22 protein-coding genes and 1 pseudogene are annotated in these 24,892 nt (G+C 59.9%); 15 read left to right on the top strand and 8 right to left on the bottom strand.

The window, feature by feature from the left end; all coding sequences use genetic code 11:
• Positions 1–10: 10 nt before the first annotated feature.
• From AB4O41_RS05630 to AB4O41_RS05595, 8 genes are all read left to right on the top strand, one after another.
• On the top strand, positions 11–322 hold the full coding sequence (locus AB4O41_RS05630) for a phage tail assembly protein (RefSeq protein WP_223483632.1): 312 nt from the start codon (positions 11–13) through the stop codon (positions 320–322).
• Positions 323–469: 147 nt separating this feature from the next.
• On the top strand, positions 470–2,968 hold the full coding sequence (locus tag AB4O41_RS05625; RefSeq protein ID WP_460146631.1) for a phage tail tape measure protein: 2,499 nt from the start codon (positions 470–472) through the stop codon (positions 2,966–2,968).
• A 12-nt stretch (positions 2,969–2,980) separates the two neighbouring features.
• Positions 2,981–3,826: a phage tail protein gene (locus AB4O41_RS05620; protein ID WP_460146630.1), complete on the top strand. Its 846-nt coding sequence runs from the start codon at positions 2,981–2,983 to the stop codon at positions 3,824–3,826.
• Complete coding sequence (locus AB4O41_RS05615; protein WP_460146629.1) at positions 3,801–4,007, top strand: tail protein X; 207 nt, start codon at positions 3,801–3,803, stop codon at positions 4,005–4,007. The genes AB4O41_RS05620 and AB4O41_RS05615 overlap by 26 nt, the downstream gene beginning before the upstream one ends.
• 86 nt (positions 4,008–4,093) lie before the next feature.
• Positions 4,094–5,143: a phage late control D family protein gene (locus AB4O41_RS05610; protein ID WP_460146628.1), complete on the top strand. Its 1,050-nt coding sequence runs from the start codon at positions 4,094–4,096 to the stop codon at positions 5,141–5,143.
• 56 nt (positions 5,144–5,199) lie between these two features.
• Positions 5,200–5,859: a glycoside hydrolase family 19 protein gene (locus AB4O41_RS05605; RefSeq protein ID WP_460146627.1), complete on the top strand. Its 660-nt coding sequence runs from the start codon at positions 5,200–5,202 to the stop codon at positions 5,857–5,859.
• Positions 5,841–6,374 (top strand): lysis protein, encoded by a 534-nt coding sequence (locus AB4O41_RS05600; protein WP_460146626.1) that lies wholly within the window; start codon positions 5,841–5,843, stop codon positions 6,372–6,374. The genes AB4O41_RS05605 and AB4O41_RS05600 overlap by 19 nt, the downstream gene beginning before the upstream one ends.
• A 30-nt stretch (positions 6,375–6,404) precedes the next feature.
• Positions 6,405–6,749: a hypothetical protein gene (locus tag AB4O41_RS05595; RefSeq protein WP_460146625.1), complete on the top strand. Its 345-nt coding sequence runs from the start codon at positions 6,405–6,407 to the stop codon at positions 6,747–6,749.
• 91 nt (positions 6,750–6,840) lie between these two features.
• Here AB4O41_RS05595 and AB4O41_RS05590 read toward each other — a convergent pair whose 3' ends face one another.
• From AB4O41_RS05590 to AB4O41_RS05555, 8 genes and pseudogenes are all read right to left on the bottom strand, one after another.
• A complete protein-coding gene (locus AB4O41_RS05590) occupies positions 6,841–7,359 on the bottom strand; it encodes a GNAT family N-acetyltransferase (protein WP_460146624.1) in 519 nt (172 codons plus the stop codon).
• On the bottom strand, positions 7,317–7,628 hold the full coding sequence (locus tag AB4O41_RS05585) for a type II toxin-antitoxin system TacA family antitoxin (protein ID WP_460146623.1): 312 nt from the start codon (positions 7,626–7,628) through the stop codon (positions 7,317–7,319). Before AB4O41_RS05585 ends, AB4O41_RS05590 begins: the two co-directional genes overlap by 43 nt.
• A 568-nt stretch (positions 7,629–8,196) precedes the next feature.
• A complete protein-coding gene (locus tag AB4O41_RS05580) occupies positions 8,197–8,433 on the bottom strand; it encodes a hypothetical protein (protein ID WP_460146622.1) in 237 nt (78 codons plus the stop codon).
• Positions 8,434–9,344: 911 nt separating this feature from the next.
• Positions 9,345–10,355 carry a YeiH family protein gene (locus AB4O41_RS05575; protein WP_460146621.1) on the bottom strand — a complete coding sequence of 337 codons (1,011 nt, stop codon included), beginning with the start codon at positions 10,353–10,355 and terminating at the stop codon, positions 9,345–9,347.
• 58 nt (positions 10,356–10,413) lie between these two features.
• Positions 10,414–11,730: an MFS transporter gene (locus AB4O41_RS05570; protein ID WP_460146620.1), complete on the bottom strand. Its 1,317-nt coding sequence runs from the start codon at positions 11,728–11,730 to the stop codon at positions 10,414–10,416.
• Between the two features lie 141 nt (positions 11,731–11,871).
• Entirely contained in the window at positions 11,872–12,117 is a 246-nt protein-coding gene (locus tag AB4O41_RS05565) for an AMP-binding enzyme (protein WP_460148294.1), read from the bottom strand.
• A 240-nt stretch (positions 12,118–12,357) separates the two neighbouring features.
• Positions 12,358–13,487 (bottom strand): annotated as a pseudogene (locus AB4O41_RS05560) (AMP-binding protein); the annotation flags it as partial.
• A gap of 76 nt (positions 13,488–13,563) precedes the next feature.
• Complete coding sequence (locus tag AB4O41_RS05555) at positions 13,564–14,586, bottom strand: alpha/beta fold hydrolase (RefSeq protein WP_460146619.1); 1,023 nt, start codon at positions 14,584–14,586, stop codon at positions 13,564–13,566.
• A gap of 111 nt (positions 14,587–14,697) precedes the next feature.
• Here AB4O41_RS05555 and AB4O41_RS05550 point away from each other — a divergent pair, with 111 nt between their 5' ends.
• The 7 genes from AB4O41_RS05550 to AB4O41_RS05520 all read left to right on the top strand — a co-directional run bounded on the left by AB4O41_RS05550 (position 14,698) and on the right by AB4O41_RS05520 (position 24,888).
• Positions 14,698–15,750 (top strand): AraC family transcriptional regulator, encoded by a 1,053-nt coding sequence (locus AB4O41_RS05550; RefSeq protein WP_460146618.1) that lies wholly within the window; start codon positions 14,698–14,700, stop codon positions 15,748–15,750.
• Positions 15,751–15,986: 236 nt separating this feature from the next.
• Positions 15,987–17,033, top strand: a complete 1,047-nt coding sequence (locus AB4O41_RS05545; protein ID WP_460148293.1) for a TauD/TfdA dioxygenase family protein — start codon at positions 15,987–15,989, stop codon at positions 17,031–17,033.
• Positions 17,014–17,490 carry a 2,4'-dihydroxyacetophenone dioxygenase family protein gene (locus tag AB4O41_RS05540; RefSeq protein WP_223516303.1) on the top strand — a complete coding sequence of 159 codons (477 nt, stop codon included), beginning with the start codon at positions 17,014–17,016 and terminating at the stop codon, positions 17,488–17,490. Before AB4O41_RS05545 ends, AB4O41_RS05540 begins: the two co-directional genes overlap by 20 nt.
• 253 nt (positions 17,491–17,743) lie before the next feature.
• The gene (locus AB4O41_RS05535; protein WP_460146617.1) at positions 17,744–19,738 is read left to right on the top strand and encodes a DUF1302 domain-containing protein; all 1,995 of its coding nucleotides are present in this window, start codon (positions 17,744–17,746) and stop codon (positions 19,736–19,738) included.
• A gap of 41 nt (positions 19,739–19,779) precedes the next feature.
• A complete protein-coding gene (locus tag AB4O41_RS05530; RefSeq protein WP_460146616.1) occupies positions 19,780–21,138 on the top strand; it encodes a DUF1329 domain-containing protein in 1,359 nt (452 codons plus the stop codon).
• A 125-nt stretch (positions 21,139–21,263) separates the two neighbouring features.
• Entirely contained in the window at positions 21,264–22,355 is a 1,092-nt protein-coding gene (locus AB4O41_RS05525; protein ID WP_460146615.1) for a WD40/YVTN/BNR-like repeat-containing protein, read from the top strand.
• A 16-nt stretch (positions 22,356–22,371) separates the two neighbouring features.
• The gene (locus AB4O41_RS05520; RefSeq protein WP_460146614.1) at positions 22,372–24,888 is read left to right on the top strand and encodes an efflux RND transporter permease subunit; all 2,517 of its coding nucleotides are present in this window, start codon (positions 22,372–22,374) and stop codon (positions 24,886–24,888) included.
• The last annotated feature ends 4 nt before the right edge of the window (positions 24,889–24,892 follow it).

Below are 24,892 nucleotides of genomic sequence, written 5' to 3'. Positions count from 1 at the left end.
GACTTAGAAAATGACTCAAGCAAGTGCAAACAAAGTGGTGCCATCGTGGCTGAAAGTGAGCGATGACAGCGTGATCGTCACCATGAAAGGCGCCGTCAATATCGGCGGGCTTCTGGTGGACAAGCTGACCATGCGCGCGCCGACGGTGCGCGATCAGCGCGCCGCCACTGCGACCGCAAACAACGATTACGAACAGATCGAAATCAACATGCTGTGCAGCCTGTTGACGGCGACCGAGCCGGAGATTGCCGCCCTTAGCGTGCGCAACTACAACCGCTTGCAGGCAGGCTATTTTCGCCTGGTCGAAGAGGACGAACTTTAACGCCGAGACCCAAAGGATCGCGGCCAAGCGCTTGGCGAGAGAGACCGGTTTCTCTGCCGCCGAGATCGAGGCCATGACTTTTGACCGGATGCTGTGGTGGCTCACGGATTGAGCCGCTTTCGACTCGACGACGAATAGGGCACGCACATGAGCAATAAACTCGCGCTCGGCTTGGTCATTGGCGGCGCCGTCAGCTCCACGGTGGGGGCGGCGTTCAAGGACGTCACCAGTCGCATCAAGAAGCTGGAGGACACCGGCAAAAAAGCCCGGGTGCTGGAAAAGACCATTGGCGACACCATGCGTCTGCGCGACGAATGGATTAAGGCGCACCGGGCAGGCGAGAAGGGCGCCGATGCGCTGCGCAAGAAACTGGAAAGCAACCTCGCGGCTCTGAAGAAACAGGGCGTCGAGGTTCGCAATCTGGGCAAGGCTTACACCCAGATGGGCAAAACGGCGCGGGCCGCCGAGCTGAAGGCCAAGGGACACGCCCAGCTCGATGCCGGCAAGCAGCAGATGAAGAGCAGCATCGGGCAAGCCACGGCGGCCTCGGCCGCGATGATCATTCCGGCGAAGATCAGCGCGGACTATGGCGCGATCATTCGTGACATTGCGATCAAGGCCAACATTGCCAACACGCCCGAAGAGGCGACGCTGTCCAAGACCGTGATCGACACGTCACGCGACACCGGCATGGCGCGCAATCAGGTGGCCGAGGTGGTCAACGCCCTGGTGGGCGCCGGCATGGAGCTGGACAAGGCCCTGGCGTATGCCCCGACGGCGGCCAAGTTTGCCGTGGGCCAAGGCTCGGATGGCGGCGAAACCGCACGCATGATCAACGCCCTGGGGCAGAACGCCAAGATCACCGACCCCGAGATGATGCAAAAGGCACTGGAGGCGATCGCCTACCAAGGGCAGGCGGGCAGCTTTGAGGCGGCCGACATGGCGCGCTGGTTCCCTGAATTGCTGGCGGGCATGGGCAAGCTGGGCATTACCGGGATGGACTCGGTGACGCAACTGGGCTCGATGCTTCAGGTGCAGATGAAGACCGCCGGCGGTTCGGACGAAGCGGCCAACAACCTCAAGAACTGGATGGAGAAAATCGGTTCTGGTGACACCGTCGAGGCGTACAAGAAGGCTGGCATCGACTATCAGGGGTCGATGAACACCGGCCTGCAGAATGGCAAGTCCACCTTGGAATCCAGCTTTGCGCTGGCCCAAAAGTACATTGAGGCGACCGACCCGAAGAAGGCCGCCGAAATGGCGAAAGCCACGGCCGCGATCAGCAAGGAGTCTGATCCCGAGAAAGCCAAGGCCATGATCGCCTCCCTGGAGTCGGCGCTGCGTACCGGCGACCTGTTCGCCGACATGCAGGTCAAGGGCGCCTTGACCGCGTACATGCAGAACAAGGATCTGTACGACAAGCTGAAAAAGGAGTCGGCCAGCGCGACCGGGATTCTGGACAAGAACCTGGCTGAGCGTCGGGAGTCCTCGGCGCAGCAACAGGCCGAAATGGTGCAGGGGCTTGATGACGCCATGCGCGGCATTGGCGATGCCATGCGCCCGGTGACGGATGCGGTGGTGGGCGGCATCACGTCCATGGCTGGCGGGCTGGCCAAGCTGGCGGACGAATCGCCCCGGCTGGTGACGGGCATCGGTCTGGCCACTGCCGGCTTGATCGGTCTGTCGGCGGCGGTGAGCGGCTTCAAGATGGCCAAGGGGCTGATGAACATCGGCCGCGGCTCCTTGATGGGCAATCCGAACATTCCGCAAAAGGTGATCGTGACCAACCTGCCGGCCGGTGGTGGCGTCGGTGATGGGCTGGACGGCGGCGACGTGGAGGCCGGCGACGACAAGAAGGGCAGGAAAGGCAAGGGGGGCGGCAAGGGTGGCCGGGGTGGTGGAATGGGTCGCGGTGTCGGCAACGTCGTGAAGGGGGCGGCGGTGCTCGCTGTCGCTGACGCCGGGTTCAAGGCCTATGACACCTACCAGAACGCCGAGACGAAGGACGAGAAGGCCGAGGGTTACGGCGCGGCCGCCGGTGGTTTGGCTGGCTCGCTCTCCGGTGCGGCGGCCGGTGCGGCCCTCGGTACGCTGATCCTGCCGGTGATCGGTACGGCGATCGGCGGGCTGATTGGCGGTGTGATCGGCAACATGGGTGGCGACGCCCTGGGCGGCTATGTGGGCAAGTCATTGTTCGGCGCGGACGATGCGACGAAGAAGATGCCCGACGCCGGGCCGCTGATGATGGCCAACGCCGGCAAGGACATTGCGCCGGTGATGGGCGACATCGCCAAATCGTTCACCAAGCCGCCGGGGTCGGCCCCGCTGATGATGGCGCCGGCGGGTCAGTCGCCAGTACCGGCCGCGTCGGCGCAGATCGGCGATGCCGGGCGTTCCATGATGCTGCCGGAGGCCAGTGCCGACGCCAAGGCCGGGCCGTTGGCCAAGCCAGCGCCGACCGCTGCGCCGCCGGCCAACATCGAAGCCAGGGTGGACATTCAGGCGCCGTTTTCGTTGACCGTGCAGGGCGACGTGCAGGACGCCAACGCGCTCTACAACAAGCTCAAGCCAATGCTCGATCAGCACTACCGCGACCTCGCCAAGCAGCAGGAAAACCGCAAGCTGTTCGATGCGCCGCACGTTTAATCAGGGGGACTCATGGAAGCATTGGGGCAGTTGCAGTCTGGGATGAAGTACTTGGCCACGGCCGGCGAGACGGGCCGGCGCAGCCTTGATGGGATGATGGCGCCGGTGAATGGCGCGATCGGAGAAATCACCGGGGCCGCGTCCGAGCTGGAGGGGTTGCCCTTTGTTGGGCCGGCGATGGGGGCCAAGCTTCAGCGCGTCATGCGTGGGGTCAATGCGGCCCAGGCGCAGGTCGGGCGGGTGGTGGCCCTGTACGGCACGGCCACCCGTGCGGCCACACAAATTGACGAGCGCCTGGGGGTGCTGAAGGAACAGGCCGGCCGGGCTGCCACGGCCATCAACAAGATTGCCGGCAAGGCCAGCCCGGCGCTGGCTAACATCGTTCCCACCGGGGCCTTTGCCACGGATCAGACGCCGGCACCGGAAGCGGTGAAGCCGTTCCCGCACCTGCTGATCATCCAGCCGCAAGACCCCAAGGCACCGCAGTACACCTTCAACCTGGACACGGCCGCCTTTGACGAGCTGCGCCGGTCGACCGAGTTCCGCTGGGCTTCGCAGGAGCGCCTGTCGCGGCGTCCGGCGCAGCAGGCGGTGGGCATCGGTGACGAGAAGATCACCCTTAAGGGGGCGATCTTTCCGGGCTTCAAAGGTGGGCTAAAGCAGCTCGACACCCTGCGCACCATCGGCGGCCGGCTTCAGCCGCTGATTCTGACTACGGGGTATGGCGACGTACTAGGGACGTGGTGCCTGAAGAGCGTGGACGAGGAACAGAGTTCACTGATGGCCGGCGGCATTCCACGCAAGCAGGCCTTTACTTTGGAGTTTGTACGCTATGGCGACGACATGCAGAACGTCTGACGGGGATCTGCTGGACACTATCTGTCACAACTATTACGGGCACCTGAATGGCTGCGTCGAGGCGGTACTGGATGCCAATCAGGGGTTGGCCGACGAGGAACAGCCTTACCGCATCGGCGTGGTGATCGTCCTGCCGGATCTGGCGCCCCCGGTGGCCGAGGCAATCACTTTGTGGGACTGATCCCGTCCGCCGGCGCTCTCTCGCGTTACGCGTAACGCTTCGTTTATTTGGCCCGCCCCGTGCGGGCTTTCTTTTGGAAAAAATCCATGACCCCCCGATTCCGTATTGTTGCCGACGGCAACGACATCACGGCGCTATTGAATGACCGGTTGATTCAATTGAGTACCACCGACAAAGTCGGCATGGAGTCCGACGAATTCGAGCTGCGCATTGACGACCGCGACGGGCTGGTGACGTTGCCGCGCAAGGGCGTGGGGATCGAGGTCTATCTGGGCTACCTTGAGACGTCGCTGGCGCGGGTGGGCCGCTACGTGGTTGACGGGGTCGCAGTGTCCGGCCCGCCGGACACCATCGTGATCAAGGGCAAGGCCAGCGACATGCGCGGCAGTGGCAAGACCACCCGTAGCGGGAGCTGGGAAGACGTGCCGCTGTCGAAGATCGTGGCCGACGTCGCCGCGCGCAATGGCTGGACGCCAGTGTGCCCGGTCAACACCAAGGTGGCGCGGGCCGATCAGCTCAATGAATCCGACTTCAATTTCATCACGCGCCTGGCCAAACAGTACGACTGCACGGCGAAGGTCGCCGACGGCAAGTTGCTGGTGATGCCGCGTCAGGGTGGTCAGTCCGCGAGCGGCAAGGCCTTCGCGCCGATCGTCATCACGAAAAGCGACGTCAGCCGCTGGCAGTTCAACTTTGAAGACCGCGATTCACACAAGGCGGTCGGGGCCAAGCATCAGGACAAGAAGACCGGCCAGCTCGCCGTGGTGTCGCTGGAGAACGACGACGCTCCGGACGGCCTGCCGGCGGTGCATACCGATCGGCACATTCACCCGAACAAGACGGCGGCCGAAGCAGCGGCCAAGGCGCGCTTGGCGGCGTTCAACCGTTCCACCGCCGGCGTGCGCCTGGAAATGCCCGGCCGTACAGACCTGTTTGCCGAAAGACCGATCATTGCCCAGGGCTTCAAAGTCGGCCTCGATGGCGACTATCTGGCCGAATCGGTGGAGCAGACCTTCACCCAAGCCGGCTGGTCGACCGTCGTTGAATGCAATGGCGGCAAGAAAGGCAAGGCCAACGCCAAGGGCAAGAAGAAGAAAAAGGAGGCCGCGCCGGTCAAGGTCGTCAGCCTCAAATAGCGCGCAGGCGCATCCCATCCGCCGCCTTGTGCGGCTTTTTCATGTCTGGAGTTTGTATGTCGCTCACTCAGCAGCAGTTGCTGCAAATCCTCCCCAACGCCCGCCCCGTCGCGGGCGTTTTTGTGTCCGCGCTCGGCCCGGCCATGGCGCGATTCCGTATCACCTCGCCGGTGCGGCAGGCGGCGTTTATCGCGCAGTGCGGGCACGAGTCGCAGCAACTGACCAAGCTGTCGGAAAGCCTCTATTACAAAGACCCCGAGCGGGTCGCGCGGCTGTTCAAGTATGGCTTTGACCTGAACCGCAACGGGCGCGTAGATCCGGCCGAAGTCGAGGACGCCAAAGGCTATCTGCGCAACTCGGAAAAGATGGCCAGCCGCGTCTATGGCGGTCGGATGGGCAATGGTCCCGAGGCCTCGGGGGATGGCTACCGCTATCGGGGGCGCGGATTGATCGGCATAACCGGCCGCGACATGTACCGCCTGTGCGGTCAGGCGCTGGACTTGCCGTTGATCGAGCAGCCCGAGCTGCTGGAACAGCCGGAATACGCCGCGCTGTCGGCCGCGTGGTTCTGGTGGGATCGCGGCTTGAATGAACTGGCCGACGCCGGTCTGTTCGATCGCATCAGTCGCGTCATCAACGGCGGCGACAACGGCCGCGACGATCGGCGTGAGCTGTGGGCCAAGGCCAAGGCGGTGCTATGTCAGTCCTCGATCTGATTCCGGCGGCCGTGCGCCCTTGGCTCGTCGCCCTGGTACTGCTGTTGATCGCCGGCGCCGCCGCCGGCAGCGCGTGGACGATTCAAGACTGGCGCTATGGCAAGACACTCGCCGATCGGGCGCGTGAGTCCGCCGAGGCAGCACAGCACCGCGTCGAAGCGCTATTGGCCGGGCTGGAAGCCGAGCAGGGCAAGCGCCTCGCACTCGAACAGCGCCTGTCAGCCAACGAACAAACCCACTACAAGGAACTGATCGATGCTCAAACCAACCAGGCTCGCCTACGCGATCGCCTTGCCACTTCTGATCTGCGGCTGTCAGTCCTCCTTGCCGAGGATTCAGGTGGTGGCTGCTCAGTGCCAGCCGATGCCACAGCCGGCGGCATGGTTCATGGAGGAGCGCGCGCCCGACTTGACCCTGCGCATGCTCAACGAATTGTCGCCATTACCGACGCCGGTGATCAAGGACTGATCGCGCTTGCCGCGTGCCAAGCTTACGCCAGGGAGTTGAGTCGATGACCGTCGATCAGTGAGTCGTTGAAACTCACCATGTTGATTGCAGATACTGTATTTTTATCCAGTATAGAGCAAGCAATGCGGTTCCTGATTGTGCCCATGAGAGAGCGAGGCGTCGCCAGAGCGCAAAGGGATATCGCCAGCGCCGAACCGGTGAAGGGCGATATCATTTTCTCCAGTGCGCCGTCTGACATCCTCAAAAGAACGTCCAGCACCGCGTCTCTGCGGCATGGTGCCTGGCCGGGTGATGCGCCCCCGATTCGGCCGCTTCTTGATGCTCGCCTGACCAGCATGGCAACGCTCGGTTTCACGTTGAGTGGGCTGGAAGAGGTCGATGGTGTTCTGTATGCGCAGTCTTGGTATTGCAGGGAGGCTTGATTGTGTTAGGTCGGCAGAACGCCAGAGAGGGGCGGAGTGGAATGCCCTAACCGGCCGCAGTAGATGCGGCCAGTTTGATGTCCATCATTGATTAAGTGAATGGAAGCATCATCGAAATCGGAGACAGTTGTGGACACCGGATAAACTCAGCTTTCTCATAGAACTTCACCAAACGTTCGTTCAATGGGTGGACTACGAGAGCGGTCGATGCGATCTCTTCGGAGGCTGCAAGCGCGCGGTGGATTGCGTCTTCAAGCAGGTCGTATGACAGGCCCGTACCTTGGAGCGACTTACAAACTCCCATACGCCCCAGGACTGTAACCGGGTGCTGATCTGGAGAATTACGTTGCGCTTTTTTTGGTACAACGTTTGCCCGAAGAATAGAGCCAGCCGATAGCGTGTAGTAGCCAACGACGGTTTCAGTGCCCTTGATGCAAGTGACTACGACTGTGGCAGTTTTGGCCATCTGGGCCTTCAACGCCTTTTTTTTCAGGTACTCGGTGATTGAGTCTTCGCCACAATCGAAGGTATCCAGGTCGTGGTTTTCGTTCATCTTTACCGGAGCGCTCAGCTCCACCGAGATGGACGGGTTAGCCTTTGTTGTAGCCATTTGTTACTCCTTACGGGTTTGCTTTGTAAGGCTTTTTCGAACGCGTCAAAGTCATCGTCTGCAAGGACGAACAGGCGTTGATCCAGAATGACTTCCTCTGCTTTTTTGCAAGCAGCATCTAGAATAAAGCTGGTCCGATCGCTTCCAGACATGGCTGCGGCCACATCGATCAAGTCTCGTTTTTTAAAATCCACCCGCATGTTGATCGGGACGGGTTTGGTTTTTTCTGCTGCAACGGATTCCGCATGCAATAGAGAAGAACTGGTCATGGTCTTGTTCCTGGTCTTGAGTGGTGATGTTGGTGATTTACCTCCTTAGACTCATTTCGTCGTGTTTGCGCTGATTAGATATTTCATAAGTACTTCCTCTTAGGTGGGCCCTCATGGCCTTTAGCTACTCAGTAGCAGGGTCTATCTGTAGGCGACCCGTGGAATCAATCATAATCCAGCTGTGTAGCTATTGTCTACATGTGAAGCTGAGAGCTACACAAAATTGTTGAAGTGTCAGTCTGATATTCGAGTGTCATCAGGTCCGCCAAACCCCACGTAGGTCTAGGTAAGGAGGCGTGGTGGTACATATCAGGCTTGATTTTGACTCGCTGCAAGGGTGGATTTGTTCTAATTCGGCAGAACGCCAGGGAAGGGGGACTACTGTAGGAATATACAACGCTAAATTATTGATTCTTATAGGGTGAAGAAGCTGTTTTGTACCTCCTGTAAATCACCTATTTTTCTTTACGGATCAATTGCTTGCAGAGGTTTCGAGGTCACCTTGACATGGTGGTGGGCTTGCATGCCGGGCAATCGCCAAGGATCGGCCCGACACGATCAGTTCGAACTACCAGCGCACGTCGACAATCACCTTCCCAGCGTTATCAACCTGGAGAACCGTTTTGGTCACCTTGAAACCTTTCACTGCCATGTGATTGGTGTACGTCACCTTCCCAACGATGTTCCCTTCAGGGTCTACGACGGAATATTCGTCGATATCCTCTTCTCCCATGAAGCCTTTGGTACGAGAGCTATCGAGCTTCAGCTCTTCGCCTGGGTTGAGCTTAACCTTGTCCTTCAACATGGATCGATCCTGATCGGGTTTATATGACCCGTAAACGTACCACACTGCCCAGAAACTCTGGAGGGTGACGGCGGCCCCGCATTTGCGCAAAACCTCCGCTGAACGCCCCGGTTTACCGTTTGCATAAGCACAAAAAAACGGATGTTTTGCAACCCTGGAAAATGGCTATTATCTTTATAAAACAAGTGGTTAGGTCGCTACAGCCCCCAGCATGGGGTGCTAGGGGTCGAGTGTTCGAATCACTCCGTCCCGACCATATAATTCAAGGGGTTGCGAGATTTTATCTCGCGACCCCTTTTTGTTTTTGTCTATTTTTACCCCTACAAAACGACTGGCTCTTGGTGGAATCTTGACTGAAATGTCTTAGGTCGGGAGCTGTCCTGTGGGCTTTTGACCCGTTTGATGACGACGGCGGTGAGTTGATCCAAAGCGGTTATGTCGTCTATTAGCCATAAACCAGAGCCAGTCCTGGTTCTGCGGATGAACCCCCAGATGGCTGCATTCACTCCGTAAGGCATGAAGCCGCGGTCATTCACCAGATTGCCCAGCAGCGCGCTGGTGCTCGGCGCCACTTGAGAATGTCTGTAGATTTATGCTGACGTTTTAAGACTTTCCTTACAAGGATGAACCTACTGCGAACGTCGGCTATTGGCCATTCGTAAGAAGGCGAGACGGCTCTGCTGCGTCTGGAGAAAAACACCTCTGACACAGCGTTATGGCGTCATGTTTCTTCCATGCAAGCGGTAACCGAGCCGACTACTCAAGCGTTTGTAATAGTTGCTCACGGTAGGGAAAGCCGGAGCAAGAAAATTTCGATGTAAAAAATGCCGCGGAACGGAGCAGCTGGTACAACTCCGACGCGGCAAAAGGCTCTGTTTGACGAGAGCGTCGATAACCCCGCAGGGTTCGGTTTACATGGCCCAGTGCAGCATTGCTAGCACCAGTGCGCCAAGGAATACGGTCTCTCCTATCATCAATAGAATGGGTTTGATCCCCACCGAGGCCAGCTCCTTGAGCTGCGTCTTTATGCCTAGTGCGCTGATGGCTATCACCAGGCACCAACGTGACAGGCTGTTGCCGGCGTCCTGAACCACCTGTGGAATGAACCCGGTGCTGTTGGCTGCGGCAAGGATTACGAATCCCACCGCGAACCAAGGCAGCAGCGGTGGCCGCTTGCTGCCAGGTTCGGCCCCGCGGGCGCGGGTGATCATGGCCGCACACAGAATTACTGGTAGCAACATTGCCACGCGCATCAGTTTCACAACCGTGGCGCTGTCGCCAGTCTCATGGGACATGCTGTAGCCGGCGCCAACCACCTGGGCGACGTCGTGAATGGTTCCGCCGAGGAAAAAGCCGGCATGGAGCGGGGTCAGGTTGAAAAACTGGGCAATCATCGGGTAAAGGATCATTGCCACGGTGGACAACGCCGAAACGCCTATAACCGTGAACAGCGTCGCCTGCTCCTTCTTCGCATGACCGGGCAGCGCTGCGGCCAAGGCAAGGGCCGCCGACGCGCCGCAAATCGCGGTGGCGCCTCCGGTAAGGAGGCCGAACAAGGTGTTGAAGCCCATGGCGCGGGCCGCGACGATGGACACCAGGATAGTCACCACGACCGACATCACTACCATCACCACCGGCTGCCAGCCGAGGGCAACGATCTGCTCCAGCGTAATGCGGATGCCGAGCAGCGCAACACCGACCCGGAGGATCTCGCGGGCCGTGAACTCGATGCCCGGCTTGCACACCCCGTCACCGGATAGAAAATTCATCGCCATGCCGAGTAGCAATGCGAAGAGCATCACGGGCGCACCGTAGTGCTCGGAGAGGAACGTGGCCGCTGCGGCGACCATGGCGCTGACGATAAAACCGGGAATCAGCAATTGGCTGCGAACCCCCAGCGAGGCGATGGTTATGGAACTCATGCAAGACTCTCTTGGACGCAAGGCAGTGGTTGTGTCATGGGCGGCTTGATTGGGGCGTTCATGACATCCTCCCGGCTGGCGTCGCACCTGCGACTGTCGGCACCCGTTTCTGGATATCGCGTTGGTAGTGGCGTTTGCCGTAGAAGAACACGAGGGCTGCGGCGACGCTGATCAGCGGGATCAACTGGAAGGCGCGATCGAGGCCAAAATTGTCGGCCAGCAAGCCCGTGATATAGGGGCCGGGCGCCTGGCCAAGCAGGTTATTGGCCAGAGACAACGTAGCGAAGGCTGTGCCGTGCACCGAGGGGTGGGTCAAGTTGGCGACCATGGCGCCGGCTGGGCCGGACGTGCCTGTGACCACCAACATGGCCAGAGCGATGACCACCAGTTGCGCCACGCCGGGGGGCAACAGCATGGCCACTGACAGCAATATGCTGGTGATCAGGCAGTAGGCGATGGCCAGGGAAATCTTGCGCTCGGGAGCTTTGCGGCACAGGCGGTCGCTGAGGATGCCGCAGAGGATCATGCCGGCGCCACCGGTCAGGATCAGTAGGGCGGAGATCATGCCAGCCTGATCGGTACCCATGTGGTAATAACGATTCAGGTAGCTTGGCAACCAGACTATCAACGAGCCTCCGATGAACATCTGCAGGCCGCTGCCGACATAGGCGCTGATTACCGAACGACTAGAGTACAGCGTGCGCAGCGGGCTCTTGCCGCCTGACTCGGCGGATTGGCCAGCGACCTGATTGCAGTTGCCAAGGCGCGCCTCCTTCACAACCAGTGGATAGATGACGGCGAGCGCCAGGCCGAATGTCGCCATGACGACGAAGGCAGAACGCCAGCCCAGGTGCTCGGCGATGAGGCCACCCAGTGCCATGCCCAGTACTGAGCCAAACATGCCGCCAGCCATGAAGGCGCTGATGAGAGTCGCACGCATGTGCTTAGGGAAAACCGAAAGCACCACAGCGACGCCGACGCTGCCATAGGCTGCCTCGCCGATACCAACCAATAACCTGGCGAGGAACATGTGCTCGTAATTTTGCGCAAGGCCGCAGCTCAGTGTAGCCAGGCTCCAAAGCGCGGCCATCAGCACCAAGCTGCGGACCCTCCCCCAGCGGTCGGCCATCATTGACAAGGGTACGGCCAACAGGCCCACCATCAGGGCGACGATTCCGCTCAGCAGGCCGAGTTGGGCGTCGCTCAGGGTCCACTCGGATTTGAGCAGCGGAAAGATTGCATTGAGCACTTGTCGCGACATGTAATCGGAAATCAGCAGGCCAAAACTCAGTGCGAAGACGACCCAGGCATACAGCCGGGGCGCGCTGACGGTCGAAGTTTCGATCTTGTCTGCATGGGCGTGGTGAACAGTCATGGCGTTTCCTTGAATCTGCGCTTCTTGTTGTTATTTGCACGGTCCTGATCGAACTCGTGAACCGGGGCCTTGACCTGCGTGCGGCTCGGGCAAGCATGGGAACGTGTTGCTACTCGCCCGAGCGTTGAGGAAGGCCGGCCCTTAGGCGGTGGGCAGTCGGTAGTCCTGGAACCTCTCACGAAGTTTGTTCTTCAGCATCTTGCCGGTCGCGCCGAGCGGGATGCTGTCAACGAACACAACATCATCCGGAGCCCACCATCTGGCGATCTTGCCTTCATAGAAGCCAAGCAATTCGTTGCGCGAAAGTTCGCTGCCGGGCTTACGGGTCACGATTAGCAGCGGGCGTTCATCCCATTTCGGATGGTGGGCCGCAATACACGCGGCCATCGCAACTTCCGGATGAGCCATGGCGATGTTTTCCAGATCAATGGAGCCGATCCACTCACCTCCGGACTTGATGACATCCTTGCTGCGGTCAGTGATCTTCATGAAGCCGTCGGTATCGATGGTCGAGACATCGCCTGTCGGGAACCAGCCGTCCACCAGGGGATCACCACCGTCGCTCTTGAAGTAAGAGGAGATGATCCAGGGGCCGCGAACCATCAGTTCGCCCGAGGTTTTGCCGTCACGGGGAAGTTCCTTGCCATCCTCGCCGACGATCTTCATATCGACGCCGTACACGACCCGGCCCTGTTTGGTCTGCAGGGCGCGGCGTTCGGCGCTATCCATGGCGAGGTGCCTGGCCTTGGGGGTGCACACGGTCCCGAGCGGGCTCAGCTCGGTCATGCCCCAAACATGCAGCACCTGTACGTCGTAGCGGTCTTGGAAGGCCGCCATCATGGCCGGGGGCAGGCCGAGCCGCCGATTACCGTGCGGCGCATGGTCGAGAATGTATTGCCGGTTGCTTCGACATGGGCAAGCAGGCCTTGCCAGACGGTGGGCACGCCGGCGGACAGGGTGACTTTCTCTGCCTCGAACAACTCGTAGAGCGATTTGCCATCGAGCAATGGGCCGGGGAATACAAGCTTGGCCCCGACCATGCAGGCCATGTACGGCAGACCCCAGGCGTTGACATGGAACATCGGCACCACTGGCAAGATGATGTCACGCTCCGAGCAGTTCAAGGCATCGGGGAGGGCGGCGGCATAAGTGTGCAGAAGCGTCGAGCGGTGGCTGTAGAGCACGCCCTTGGGATTGCCAGTGGTACCGGAGGTGTAGCACAGCGACGATGCGCTGTTCTCATCGAAGGTTGGCCATACGAAGTCATCGACGTGCATTTCGATCAAATCTTCGTAGCAAAGCAGATCGGGGATCGAGGTAATCGCCGGCATATGCGCTCGGTCCGTCATGAGAACGAAGCGGGTGATGGTCGAGACTTCGCCAGCGATGGATTCGACCAGCGGCAGGAAGGTGAGATCGAAGAAGAGAGCGCTGTCCTCGGCGTGGTTGGCGATCCATTTCACCTGGTCGGCATGCAAGCGTGGGTTCAGCGTGTGGAGCACGGCACCCGAGCCGGATACGGCATAGTACAGCTCCATGTGGCGGTAGCCATTCCAGGCAAGCGTGGCGACGCGGTCACCAAAGCTGACGCCGAGCGAAGTGAGTGCATTGGCCAGGCGGCGCGCGCGCTGCCCGAGGTCGCGATAGGTTTGTCGGTGGATATCACCTTCGACGCGGCGGGAGACGACCTCCTGGTCGCCATGATGGCGCTCGGCATGGGTGAGGAGCGTCGAGATAAGCAGCGACTGCTGCTGCATCAGTCCATTCATGTTGGACACCTTCTTATTATTGTTCATGTGAAATACCTTGGCGCATAGCCAACGCGGGAGCGACTTAGTTGTTGTCCAGTTGTTCGAAGAACTCGAGAAGCAACGCGTTGATCTGCTCTGGCTTTTCTTCCGCCGCGCTGTGGCCCACACCGGGAAGCAGTACCTTCTTGCGCAGTCCGACCAGGTAATCGTCGAGCTGCTCATACAGCCCGCGAACCTCCGGCGGCTCGAGGGATGGGTCATTGGCGCCACCGATGAACATGCTGGGCTGGCGTACCACCGCGCCATCGAGAAAGGCAGAAATCTCCCAGTTACGGTCACGGCAGCGGTAGTAGTTCAGGGGGCCGGTGAAGCCAGCGCGGGTGTACTCATCCACGTAGTAGTCGATCGCTTCCGGGCTCAACCAGGCGGGGAACGCAACCGGATCGGTGAAGGCATTGAGGATGGGCTCATCCGGCTCGATGAACAGGCGCCAGCGCTCGGCACCGACCGCATCGCCCGAGATCGAGTAGTAGATGCTGCGCAAGGTCTTGCGCGTGTCGGCGGCCAGTTCACGGTCTGGCTTTTCCAGCTGCTGGAAGTACAGGTGGTGGTAGCCCTTGCCCTTGGCCATCGCCCGCAGGCCGTCTGTGGGTCGGATCTTGCCGCGCGGCGGCACCGGCGTGTTAAGCATGACCAGTGCGCGAAACAGTTCCGGACGCAGCATGGCACAGGCTTGGGCTACCCAGGCTCCGAGATCGTGACCGACGACGATTGCGGAGGTTTCGCCCAAGGCCTGCATCAGACCGACGATGTCACCCACCGCTTGGCTCATGTCGTAGTCCTCGACAGCAGCGGGACTGTCGGACATGCCGAAACCTCTTAGGTCAGGAACGACCACTCGGTAACCAGCAGACGCCAAGGCCGGAATCTGTCGTCGCCACATGTACCAGAGGTAGGGGAATCCATGCAGTAGGATGACCAAAGGCCCCTGGCCTTCCTCGACGTAGTGCATCCGGATGCCGTTGGTGTTGATGAAGTTGTGGGCGAACGTGTGCGGAGCGTCTACGTCCCGCAGGGACAGGTCGTGGATATGTTCCAGATTCATCGCAGTACTCGTCATATTGTTGTTTGTATGGTTTGAGCTTGACGAGATAGGGTTGGTTGAGTTTGTCTATTCAGGACACCAATTTATCCAAATGGGACAGAGGGTGGCCGCATGTCCAACCTGATTCGCAGTGCCAGTTTGGCCAGCTACGAGTCCATCGCCCAAGCAGTGGGGCTGGATCCTTTCCGGATGTTGCGGCAGGCTAAATTGCCACTCCGTGTGCTTGACGATCCGAATCTGCTGGTCAGCAGTGATTCGGTCTGCTGGTTGTTGGAAGAGTCGGCACGCCTTTCCGGCCAGGAAGCGTTCGGCCTGCTGATGGCGGAACGCCGAGACTTGGCCGACCTAGGCATGCTTGCCCTGATGATGCGCGAGGAACCCACCCTGCGCGCTGCGATGGAGTCGTCCGTGCGTTATATGCAGCTTCATAATGCCGGGGTGCAATTGCGCCTGGAGGACGCCGGAGACCTGTTGCTTTTACATGTGGATATAAAGCTGAAGCACCCGGGTCTTTTGCGCCAGGCGGTCGAAATGTCCACAGGCATTATTGTTCGATCCTATCGGGCGCTGGCGCACGATGCTTTCAAACCGGTGACCATCTGTTTCAGCCATGACCGGCCAGCCAGGCTGGACGTCCATCGCCGAGTGCTTGGAACGACAATCGATTTTGCGCAGGAGTTCAACGCCGTCGTCTGCCGAGCCCGCGACGTGGACTTGCCGATTGTCGCGGCCACACCCAAGTTCAATCGCGAAGTAAAGCGCTGGCTGGACATGCAACTGGAGGACCTGGGGGATCAACCTCTGGATCGGGCGCGCCAGGTCATCAGGATCCTGCTGCCCACCGGAACCTGTTCGGTAGAGCGCGTCGCCCAGCACTTGGGGATGCATCGCCGCACGCTTAATCGGCGCTTGGCGGAAGTCGGCGAGAGTGTACTTTCGGTGATCAATGCAGTGCGCGTCGAACTCGCTGAAGAGTACCTGATGACTAGCAAGCGCAAGCTCTACGAAATCGCCGACTTGGTGGGTTTTTCATCGGGCGCCGACTTCTCTCGCTGGTTCCGTTGCCAGTTCGGCATGTCCCCTTCAGAGTGGGCCATGCAACATCGTGAGCGGGGGGCAGCTGGGGCCTCCCTTATGACACCGCCCCCTCCCGGGAAGCATTGACGAAGGCGGATACCCCGCCGCATTCGCTGTCCCAAAAGGAAAATATGTTGTCCTGTCTTGCAAAGGGCGCGACGACGGTAATCCCTAGCATCTCTCCAAGGGTCCGAAGCGGTGCCATTGGCTCGCTTTGATCCTGTCTGATTTGCCGGGTATGCGATTGCATGCCGGCGTACATCCAGAGACTGGAGATTTCAATGATAAAAACAACAGCTTTTCAAGGCAGTTCTCCGCAATCCATGCCCGTGGCACCGGCGATCATCCGCCCTTCGGTTCGTCAACATTCGTTCAAGGTCGAGCTTTGCACGCCTAACATCGGCGCCGAGCTCAGCAACATCAGCCTGGCCGACGCTGCCCAGGACCCGGAACTGATCGCAGAGATCCGGGCACTATGGCTCAAGCACAAAGTGCTGTTCTTTCGCGACCAAAACATCACCGCGATGGAGCAGCAGAATTTCGCAGCGCAATTTGGCGAACTGGAAGCCCATCCGATTGCTCCGAGCCATCCGGAGGCAGACAAGCTGTTGATGCTGTACCGCAATATCGATCCGAGCAAGCCTAACCTCGTCGAGAAAATCAGTCGTGAAAACTTCTGGCATGCCGATGTCACCTTCAAGAAGGCGCCACCCCGCGGAGCCGTATTGCGTTTAGAAATGGGTCCGGAGACCGGCGGGGACACCATGTGGTCCAACATGGTGATGGCTTACGAAAAGCTGCCCGAAAGCATCAAGCAACGGATCGATGGATTGTATGCAAAGCACAGTGCCGAGCAGACCTTTGGTGCCCAATTGCCGCTCGAAGAGCGTCATGCGATGGCCGCGAAGACCCCCTCCGTTGAGCATCCGGTTGTGCTCATCCATCCTGAAACGGGCGAAAAGGTTCTGTTTGTCAACTCCGCGTTCACGACCCATTTCTCGAATTTCTACAACTTCGAGGACGCGCGATACGGCCAGGACTTCATGCCGGAGGCTCATCACCTGATGAACTACCTGGCCTCTCAAGCCGCAATTCCGGAATACCAGGTACGCCTGAAGTGGCGAACCAACACGGTTGCCATGTGGGACAACCTGCAGGTTCAACACTATGCAGTGGCCGACTATGGCAATGCGCCGCGCAAGATGCTCCGCGCGACGTTGACCGGTACCCTCTTATCTGATCCACCCAATTCCAGAAGTCTGCGCCTCGCGCTGGATCTGTCGTGCGCGTACATCGCCGGTCAAGTCGAGCGGTCAGCTTCTGGTAAAAACAATAGCAATGGAGATAGTCATGCTTTTTCAACAAGTTGAAACTGCCGTTATGCACGGCGAATCGCTGCCTTGGGTTCCTTTCACCCCTTATGCAGATAACGTCTTCCTGAAGTATTTCAAGCTCGACCCCATCCGCGGCGAGATCATCGTTTTGATGAAGGCGCCCATCGACATGGAGCTGCCGAGGCACCATCACTCCGGCACCGTCATCGTGTACACCCTGGAAGGCCAGTGGAAGTACAAAGAGCACGACTGGATCGCGGGGCCGGGCAGCATTGTCTACGAGACCGCCGCATCCACTCACCAACCGGAGGTAGTCAGCACTGAAGGTGGTGAATACATGCTGACACTGGTGATCGTGAGCGGAGACCTCATCTTCGTCGATGAGAACGACAAGGTCATTGCTATCGAGAACTGGAAAACCGCGCTTCAGCGCTACCTCGATCACTGCGAGGCGAACGATATCCAACCACAGGATCTCACTGCCTTCCACTAAGGCAAAACGGGCCCTCGACACCAATAGCTATCCACGAAGCTGGTGTCGAGGCCGCCCATCTTGACCGAGCGGTTTAATTAACTGTTCGAATGTCAGGTTGCTACGTCCATTTCTCCTGCTTTGCGGCGGCAGGTGTCAGGTTCGACGAAAGCCATCTCTGGAGTTGACCAGTCAGTTCCTGCTCATCAAGGCCGAGGATGGGATTCCGTCGGTCCAAGCATCCCCAACAATAATAAGAAATGGAGCTAACCATATGAAACATAGTCATCCCTTCACCCTGCGTCGCAGTCTACTGGCCTCGGCCATTCTCGCGGCAACCGTACCGGTGGCCCATGGGGTCGAGCTCGATTTGGGTAATCCGGACTGGACCGCGCGTCTGGATAACACCGTAAAGTACAACTACGGTGTGCGCACCGAAAGCGCCGACAAACGCATGTTGGGAACGCCGAACAACAACGACGGCGACTACAACTTTCGCAAGGCCGGCACCAACATCACCAACCGTATCGACCTGTTGACCGAAATGGACGTGGTCTACAAGAACGCCATGGGCTTTCGCGTCAGCGCCGCCAGCTGGTACGACAAGGCCTATGACAACACCGGCTCCAATTCCAACCCATTCGTCAACGGCAACGATGCACGCTCCGGTCTGGTCGCCAACGACCCGCGCCTGGCCGGCGTCACCAACGACAACGTCGGCTTTGGCAGCTCGCACCTGAGCAACTATGCCCAGCGCTACTACAGCGGTCCTTCGGGCGAAATCCTCGATGCCTTCGTGTTCTACAGCACCGAAGTGGGCGAGGAGTCGATGCTCAGCGTCAAGGCCGGTCAGCACAACGTGTTCTGGGGCGAGACCATTCTCAACCCGGTGCACTCGGTCAGCTACGGCCAGTCCGGCCTCGACCTGGCCAAGCTGGCCGCGTCGCCGGGTACCGAAGCCAAGGAGCTGTTCGTCCCGCGCAACCAGTTGTCGATGTCGTTCACCGTCAATCCCGAGCTGACAGTGGGTGCCCAGTATTTCCTGAATTGGGATGCCGCGCGCCTGCCGGAAGCGGGCACCTATTACGGTGGTTCCGACCTGGTTGGCTTCGGCGCGCAATCGTTCCTGTTGGGCAACACCAACGCCGTGGTACCGGGCAGCCCGCTGGGTTGTGGCCTGGCGCCGTGCAACGCCTTGACCAATGTGCGTCGTGGCAAGGACCTGACGCCCCATGACAGCGGCGACTGGGGCGTCATGGCCAAGTGGTCGCCGGCCTGGCTGGATGGCACCCTCGGCGTTTACTACCGCGAAACTTCGGAAATCCTGCCGCAAGCCTGGCTGGACACCCGGGGCATTACTTCGGCCAACCCCAACGGCAGCCGTCCGGCGGGGCAAGTGCCTGCGGTAATCAATACCCTCAATTCGCTGGACACCGCCACCTATCAAATGGCTTATGCCGACAACATCAAGATCTTTGGCCTGAGCTTGTCCAAGGACATAGGCGGAGTGAGCGTGGGTTCGGACCTGAACGTTCGGCACAACATGCCGCTGGCTAGTATCCCGGCAATCGTCAGTACCCGCAGCCCGCTGGGCCTAGGTCAAGGGCTTGGCCTGCTGCCAGCGCGTACGGACGCCACCGGTGTGGTCTATGACACCCCGAGCCGTGGCGACAGCATGAGCGCCACCGGTGACACCCTGCACTGGACGCTCAACGGTCTGATGACCCTGCCGAAAACGCCGGTGTTCGATCAGGCGACTGTGCTTGCCGAGTTGTACTACAGCAACCTGCTCAAGCTCGATAGCGAAAACGAGGCGCTCTACAAAGGCAAGAGCAGCTATCGCGGTATCGACGCGCCGACCCGTGACACCTGGGGTATCGCGGTCAACTTCACACCGACCTGGTACCAGGTATTCCCGGGTGTCGATCTCAACGCGCCGATGTCCATCAACGTCGGTCTCGACGGTGTGTCGCCGGTCTCCGGTGGCGGTGCCAAGGACACCGGCAACTATGCCGTGGGCGTGGGTGCTGTTGTGTACAACAAATACTTCATCGACCTGAAGTACGTGGACTCTTTCGGCCAAACCGACAAGTGCAATGTCAGTGGTGTGAGTACCGGCCCCAACGGAGGTGACGGCGCTGCGCCGAACGCCTTCAGCGGCAACGAAAACTACGCCTGCTACGCCGGTGGCTACTCAGCCTTTTCTGGTGGTGGTGCAACGACTGAGGACCGTGGCGCCGTTTACCTGACGATGAAAACCACTTTTTGATTCACCACTGATTTGCTCAATGCAAGCAGGAGAATAACAAGATGAAATTCGTGAAAACCATGTTGGCCGCTTCGCTGGCCATGATCCTTGCCGCCCAGGTACAGGCCGCTGTTTCAACCCAGGACGCTGCCAAACTCGGCACCAGCCTGACCCTGGTGGGCGCCGAAAAAGCCGGGAACGCTGATGGTTCCATTCCGGCCTACAACGGTGGCCTGACCACGCCGCCGGCCAGTTTCAAATCCGGTGACAGCATGCGCCCGGATCCGTTTGCCAGTGAAAAACCCTTGCTGGTGATCGACGGCAAGAACGTCGATCAGTACAAGGGCTTGCTCACTGCCACCACGGTGGAACTGGTCAAGCGTTTCCCGACTTTCCGTGTCGACGTGTTCCCGACTCACCGCACCGTTTCGCTGCCTCAAGCCATTCTGGATAACGGCGTGAAGAACGCCAGCGGCGCCAAGTCCCTGGAAGGTGGCCTGGCCATTGACAACGTGCTGCCGGGTGTACCGTTCCCGATTCCGCAATCGGGCAATGAAGCGATGTGGAATTTCCTGTTGCGTTATCAGGGCGTGAGCATCAACTCCAAGTACGACTCGTGGAACGTCGACTCTGCCGGCGTGCCAAGTCTGGCGACCACCGGACAGGTGTTCATTTCCTACCCGATCTACGAAAACCTCGCGCAGCCCATCAACAGCGCCGACGTCTACTACCAGATGAAGTTGTCGTACACCGGCCCTGCGCGCCGGGCCGGCGAGGCGGTGATGCTCAAGGACGCCGCCAACCCGTTGCAGCAGCCACGTCGCGCCTGGCAATACCTGCCAGGTCAGCGCCGGGTGAAACTGGCTCCGAATCTGGCCTACGACACGCCTAACCCGGGGACCGCTGGCGCGGGTACCTACGATGACGTGTTCGTGTTCAACGGTGCGCTGGATCGCTACGACTGGAAGCTGGTGGGCAAGCAGGAAATGATCGTGCCCTACAACACCTACAAGCTGACCTACGCTCAGGATCCGAAGTCGCTGACCACTGCTAATCACCTGGCACCCGACTTTGTACGCTGGGAAAAACACCGCGTCTGGGTCGTCGAAGGCAACCTCAAGGCCGGTGCTCGTCACATCTACCAGAAGCGCCGCTTCTACCTCGACGAAGACAGCTGGACCGCTTTGGCCTCGGATCAATATGACGCCCGTGGTCAGCTCTATCGCGGTTCCTTCGCCTTCTTGAGCCAGAGCTACGACAAGCAGGTGCCGGACTCCACACCTTTCATGATCTATGACTTGGTCGGTGGTTCTTACAACATCAACGGCGTAGTCGGCCCTTACGGCGGCATCAAGTACATCGAGCCGCTCTCCAAGGCCCAGTGGTCTTCGGAATCGCTGGCCGGTGCCGGTATTCGCTAAGCCAGCCGCAATAAAGCCCCCGCACGGCCCGCTGCTCACAATGTAGCGGGACCGAGCGGGTGCCTGGTTTGAACGTTTGGCACACGGATGTGTGTCCCGACGCGGTTTTCCGAAGAGGACGCAGTATGTGTTCGTATAAAAATAATATTTTGCAGCTGGCGTTCGGCGTTGTGCTCGGCCTGTCGCAGGGCGTTACCCACGCCGCTGAGTACATCGATGTGCTGGACCTGCCCGCCAGGGTCAGCGCCTTGGCCATCAACAGCCCGCTGTCCGGCATGGCCCGCGCCGGTGAGCGGGTGATCGCTGTTGGTCAACGCGGCCACATCCTGTTTTCCGATGATTCCGGCCAGCACTGGCAACAGGCCGCCGTGCCGGTCAGTGCCGACCTCACCGTCGTGAGTTTTCCGACTGACAGCCAAGGCTGGGCGGTGGGCAATGACGGCGTGGTGCTGCACACAAGCGACGCTGGCGTGACCTGGAAAAAGCAGCTCGACGGCCGCCAGATCGGCGATTTGCTGGTCAAGCATTACACGGCGTTGGCCAGTGCCGAACCGGGCAACGGACAATGGCCGCTGCTGGTCGCCGAAGGCCAGCGCCTAGTCGAACAGGGCGCGGACAAACCGCTGCTCGACGTCTGGTTCGCCAATGACAAGGTCGGCTATGTGGTCGGTGTGTTCAATCTGATCCTGCGCACCGAAGACGGTGGCCAGACCTGGACCCCGTTCCAGGATCGCACCGACAACCCGCAAGGCTTCCACCTCAATGCCATCGCCTCGACCGGTGATGCTTTGTACATCGCCGGCGAGCAAGGTCTGCTGCTCAAATGGGATGACAACGCCCAACGCTTCGCCGCCGTGCCGACGCCTTATCAGGGCAGCTTCTTCGGCGTGGTTGGTAAGCCTGGCGAAGTGCTGGTCTACGGCTTGCGCGGCAACGTGCTGCGCAGCACCGACGGCGGCCAGAACTGGACCGCGTTGAATACCGGCTTGCACGTCAGCATCACCGCCGGCCTCATCGATGCCCGTGGCAATTACCGCCTGTTCACCCAGGGCGGACAGATGCTGGTCAGCCAGGGCACTGGCGCGCAATTGCATCTGGTGCAGCAACCGGCACGTACCCCGGTCGCCGGTGCCACCCAGTCCGCCACTGGCGCGCTGGTGGTAGCGGGCAGCCGTGGCGCCCAGACGCTGGCCGTCGATCCAGCCCTCGAACCCTAAGAGCGAGAACCCAGACATGGGCAATATCAAACAAGACGCCATGCCGGTGATCCGCGAACTGCGCGATTTTGATCAGCAGTCCGGCAACTTCCTCGAACGACTGGTGTTCAATTTCCGCCCGTTGTTCATGTTGCTGATGGCGCTGACCACCATGGTCCTGGCCTACATGGCAGTGACTCGCCTGGAGTTGCGTCCCAGCTTCGAAAAAATGATTCCGCAGAGCCAGCCGTACATCCAGAACTTCCTGGAAAACCGACAGTCGCTGCGCGGGTTGGGCAACTCGGTGCGGGTGGTGGTCGAGAACACCCAGGGCGATATTTTCGACCCGGAATACCTCGACGTGCTCAAGCAGGTCAACGACCAGTTGTTCCTCACCGAAGGCGTCGACCGCGCGTGGATGAAATCGCTGTGGAGCCCGGCCGTGCGCTGGACCGAAGTCACCGAGGATGGTTTCCAGGGTGGCCCGGTAATGCCCGACACCTATTCGGGCCAGCCGGAACAGATCGAACAACTGCGCCAGAACATCTCCCGCGCTGGCCTTGTCGACAGCCTGGTGGCCAGCGATTTCAAGTCGACCATGCTGATCGTGCCGCTGATGGACAAAGCCGCCGCCGGTGGCCAACGCATCAACTACCACGCCTTCTCGCAGATGCTCGAAGAGCAGTTGCGCGACAAGATCGAATACACCGGCGACAGCGCTGCGCGTAAATCCGGGGTCGAAGGCACCGGCCATTACAAGGTGCGGGTGATCGGCTTCGCCAAACTCATGGGCGACCTGATCGACGGCCTGATCCAGGTGATGATGTTCTTCGGCCTGGCCGTGGTCACTTCGCTGATCATCATCTACGCCTACACCCGTTGCGTGCGCAGCACCCTGCTGGTTGTCGGCTGCTCGCTGATCGCGGTGGTCTGGCAACTGGGCATTGTCGCCTGGCTTGGCTACGCCATCGATCCGTACTCGGTGCTGGTGCCGTTTTTGATCTTCGCCATCGGCGTGTCCCATGCCGCGCAGAAGATGAACGGCATCATGCAGGACATCGCCCGTGGCACCCACAAACTGATTGCCGCGCGCTACACCTTCCGCCGTCTGTTCATTGCCGGGGTCACCGCGTTGCTCGCTGACGCGGTGGGTTTTGCGGTGTTGATGCTGATCGACATCCCGGTGATCCAGGACTTGGCGATCACCGCCAGTATCGGCGTCGCGGTGCTGATTTTTACTTCGCTGTTGCTGATGCCGGTGGCGCTGTCCTACGTCGGCGTCGGCGCCAAGGCCGCCGAGCGTGCGCTGAAAATCGACAACCGCGCAGAGAAGCACAAAGGCTTTGGCAAACTGTGGGACGCGCTCGATCGCTTCACCACCGCCAAGTGGGCCACAGGCGCAGTAGTGGTCGCGGTGTTGATGGGCATCGGCGGCTACATGGTCAGCCTGAACCTGAAGATCGGCGACCTGGACAGCGGGGCTCCGGAGTTGCGTGCCGACTCGCGCTATAACCGTGACAACGCCTACATCACCAGCCACTACGCACTGTCCAGCGACCTGTTCGCGGTGATGATCAAGACCACGCCGGAAGGCTGCCTGAACTACAAGACCCTGGTGCTCGCCGATCGCCTGGCCTGGGAGCTGCAGCAGTATCCGGGCGTGCAGGCAACAGCGTCCTTGGTCAACGCGGTACGCCAGATCACCGCCGGTACTTATGAAGGCAACCCCAAGCTCAACAGCATCCAGCGCAACCAGGACGTGCTCAACTACGCCGCCCAGCAAGCCTCGGTCAACTCGCCGGAGCTGTTCAACACCGACTGTTCGCTGATGCCGGTGATCACCTTCCTCAAGGACCACAAGGCCGAGACGCTGGACGCGGTGGTGGCGATTGCCGACAAGTTCGCCAAGGAAAACAGCACCACGGATCGCCAGTTCCTGCTCGCCGCCGGTACTGCTGGTATTGAAGCCGCAACCAACATCGTGGTGCGCGAAGCCAACCGCACCATGCTGCTTTACGTGTATGCGGCGGTGACGCTGTTCTGCCTGATCACCTTCCGCAGCTGGCGCGCCACGCTGGTGGCGCTGTTACCGCTGGTGCTGACCTCGATCCTCTGCGAAGCCTTGATGGTGGCCATGGGTATCGGCGTGAAAGTCGCGACCCTGCCGGTGATCGCCCTCGGCGTGGGCATCGGCGTGGACTACGCCTTGTACCTGCTCAGCGTGCAGTTGCATTACCAGCGCCAGGGCCTGCCGCTGAGTCAGGCTTACCGCAACGCCGTGTCGTTTACCGGTCGGGTGGTGGGCCTAGTGGGCATCACTCTGGCGGCGGGCGTTGTGTGCTGGGTCTGGTCGCCGATCAAGTTCCAGGCCGACATGGGCATCCTGCTGACCTTCATGTTCCTGTGGAACATGCTCGGCGCGCTGATCCTGATTCCGGCCCTGTCTTACTTCCTGCTGCGTCACCCCGTTCCGCAAGCCCAAGTGGCACAAGCCGGTGCAACCGGCACATCCCAACGCCAGGGCATGCCGCATGCCTTGACCACCTCCGAGTAAGCCA

It is taken from the genome of Pseudomonas sp. S2_A02 (genome assembly GCF_054668495.1).
The sequence above is the reverse complement of the archived record's forward strand: the minus strand, read 5'-3'. Positions and strand labels throughout refer to the sequence as shown.

Excerpts from the sequence above, each read along its gene's own strand:
- AB4O41_RS05600 (WP_460146626.1), top strand. The coding sequence starts at position 5,841 with ATGTCAGTCCTCGATCTGATTCCGGCGGCCGTGCGCCCTTGGCTCGTC.
- AB4O41_RS05605 (WP_460146627.1), top strand. The coding sequence starts at position 5,200 with ATGTCGCTCACTCAGCAGCAGTTGCTGCAAATCCTCCCCAACGCCCGC.
- AB4O41_RS05570 (WP_460146620.1), bottom strand. The coding sequence starts at position 11,730 with ATGACTGTTCACCACGCCCATGCAGACAAGATCGAAACTTCGACCGTC.
- AB4O41_RS05615 (WP_460146629.1), top strand. The coding sequence starts at position 3,801 with ATGGCGACGACATGCAGAACGTCTGACGGGGATCTGCTGGACACTATC.
- AB4O41_RS05540 (WP_223516303.1), top strand. The coding sequence starts at position 17,014 with ATGCTTTTTCAACAAGTTGAAACTGCCGTTATGCACGGCGAATCGCTG.
- AB4O41_RS05580 (WP_460146622.1), bottom strand. The coding sequence starts at position 8,433 with ATGTTGAAGGACAAGGTTAAGCTCAACCCAGGCGAAGAGCTGAAGCTC.
- AB4O41_RS05595 (WP_460146625.1), top strand. The coding sequence starts at position 6,405 with ATGTTGATTGCAGATACTGTATTTTTATCCAGTATAGAGCAAGCAATG.
- AB4O41_RS05545 (WP_460148293.1), top strand. The coding sequence starts at position 15,987 with ATGCCCGTGGCACCGGCGATCATCCGCCCTTCGGTTCGTCAACATTCG.
- AB4O41_RS05530 (WP_460146616.1), top strand. The coding sequence starts at position 19,780 with ATGAAATTCGTGAAAACCATGTTGGCCGCTTCGCTGGCCATGATCCTT.
- AB4O41_RS05525 (WP_460146615.1), top strand. The coding sequence starts at position 21,264 with ATGTGTTCGTATAAAAATAATATTTTGCAGCTGGCGTTCGGCGTTGTG.
- AB4O41_RS05565 (WP_460148294.1), bottom strand. The coding sequence starts at position 12,117 with ATGGCCGCGTGTATTGCGGCCCACCATCCGAAATGGGATGAACGCCCG.
- AB4O41_RS05610 (WP_460146628.1), top strand. The coding sequence starts at position 4,094 with ATGACCCCCCGATTCCGTATTGTTGCCGACGGCAACGACATCACGGCG.
- AB4O41_RS05575 (WP_460146621.1), bottom strand. The coding sequence starts at position 10,355 with ATGAGTTCCATAACCATCGCCTCGCTGGGGGTTCGCAGCCAATTGCTG.
- AB4O41_RS05625 (WP_460146631.1), top strand. The coding sequence starts at position 470 with ATGAGCAATAAACTCGCGCTCGGCTTGGTCATTGGCGGCGCCGTCAGC.
- AB4O41_RS05585 (WP_460146623.1), bottom strand. The coding sequence starts at position 7,628 with ATGACCAGTTCTTCTCTATTGCATGCGGAATCCGTTGCAGCAGAAAAA.
- AB4O41_RS05550 (WP_460146618.1), top strand. The coding sequence starts at position 14,698 with ATGTCCAACCTGATTCGCAGTGCCAGTTTGGCCAGCTACGAGTCCATC.
- AB4O41_RS05590 (WP_460146624.1), bottom strand. The coding sequence starts at position 7,359 with ATGGCTACAACAAAGGCTAACCCGTCCATCTCGGTGGAGCTGAGCGCT.
- AB4O41_RS05520 (WP_460146614.1), top strand. The coding sequence starts at position 22,372 with ATGGGCAATATCAAACAAGACGCCATGCCGGTGATCCGCGAACTGCGC.
- AB4O41_RS05620 (WP_460146630.1), top strand. The coding sequence starts at position 2,981 with ATGGAAGCATTGGGGCAGTTGCAGTCTGGGATGAAGTACTTGGCCACG.
- AB4O41_RS05630 (WP_223483632.1), top strand. The coding sequence starts at position 11 with ATGACTCAAGCAAGTGCAAACAAAGTGGTGCCATCGTGGCTGAAAGTG.
- AB4O41_RS05535 (WP_460146617.1), top strand. The coding sequence starts at position 17,744 with ATGAAACATAGTCATCCCTTCACCCTGCGTCGCAGTCTACTGGCCTCG.
- AB4O41_RS05555 (WP_460146619.1), bottom strand. The coding sequence starts at position 14,586 with ATGAATCTGGAACATATCCACGACCTGTCCCTGCGGGACGTAGACGCT.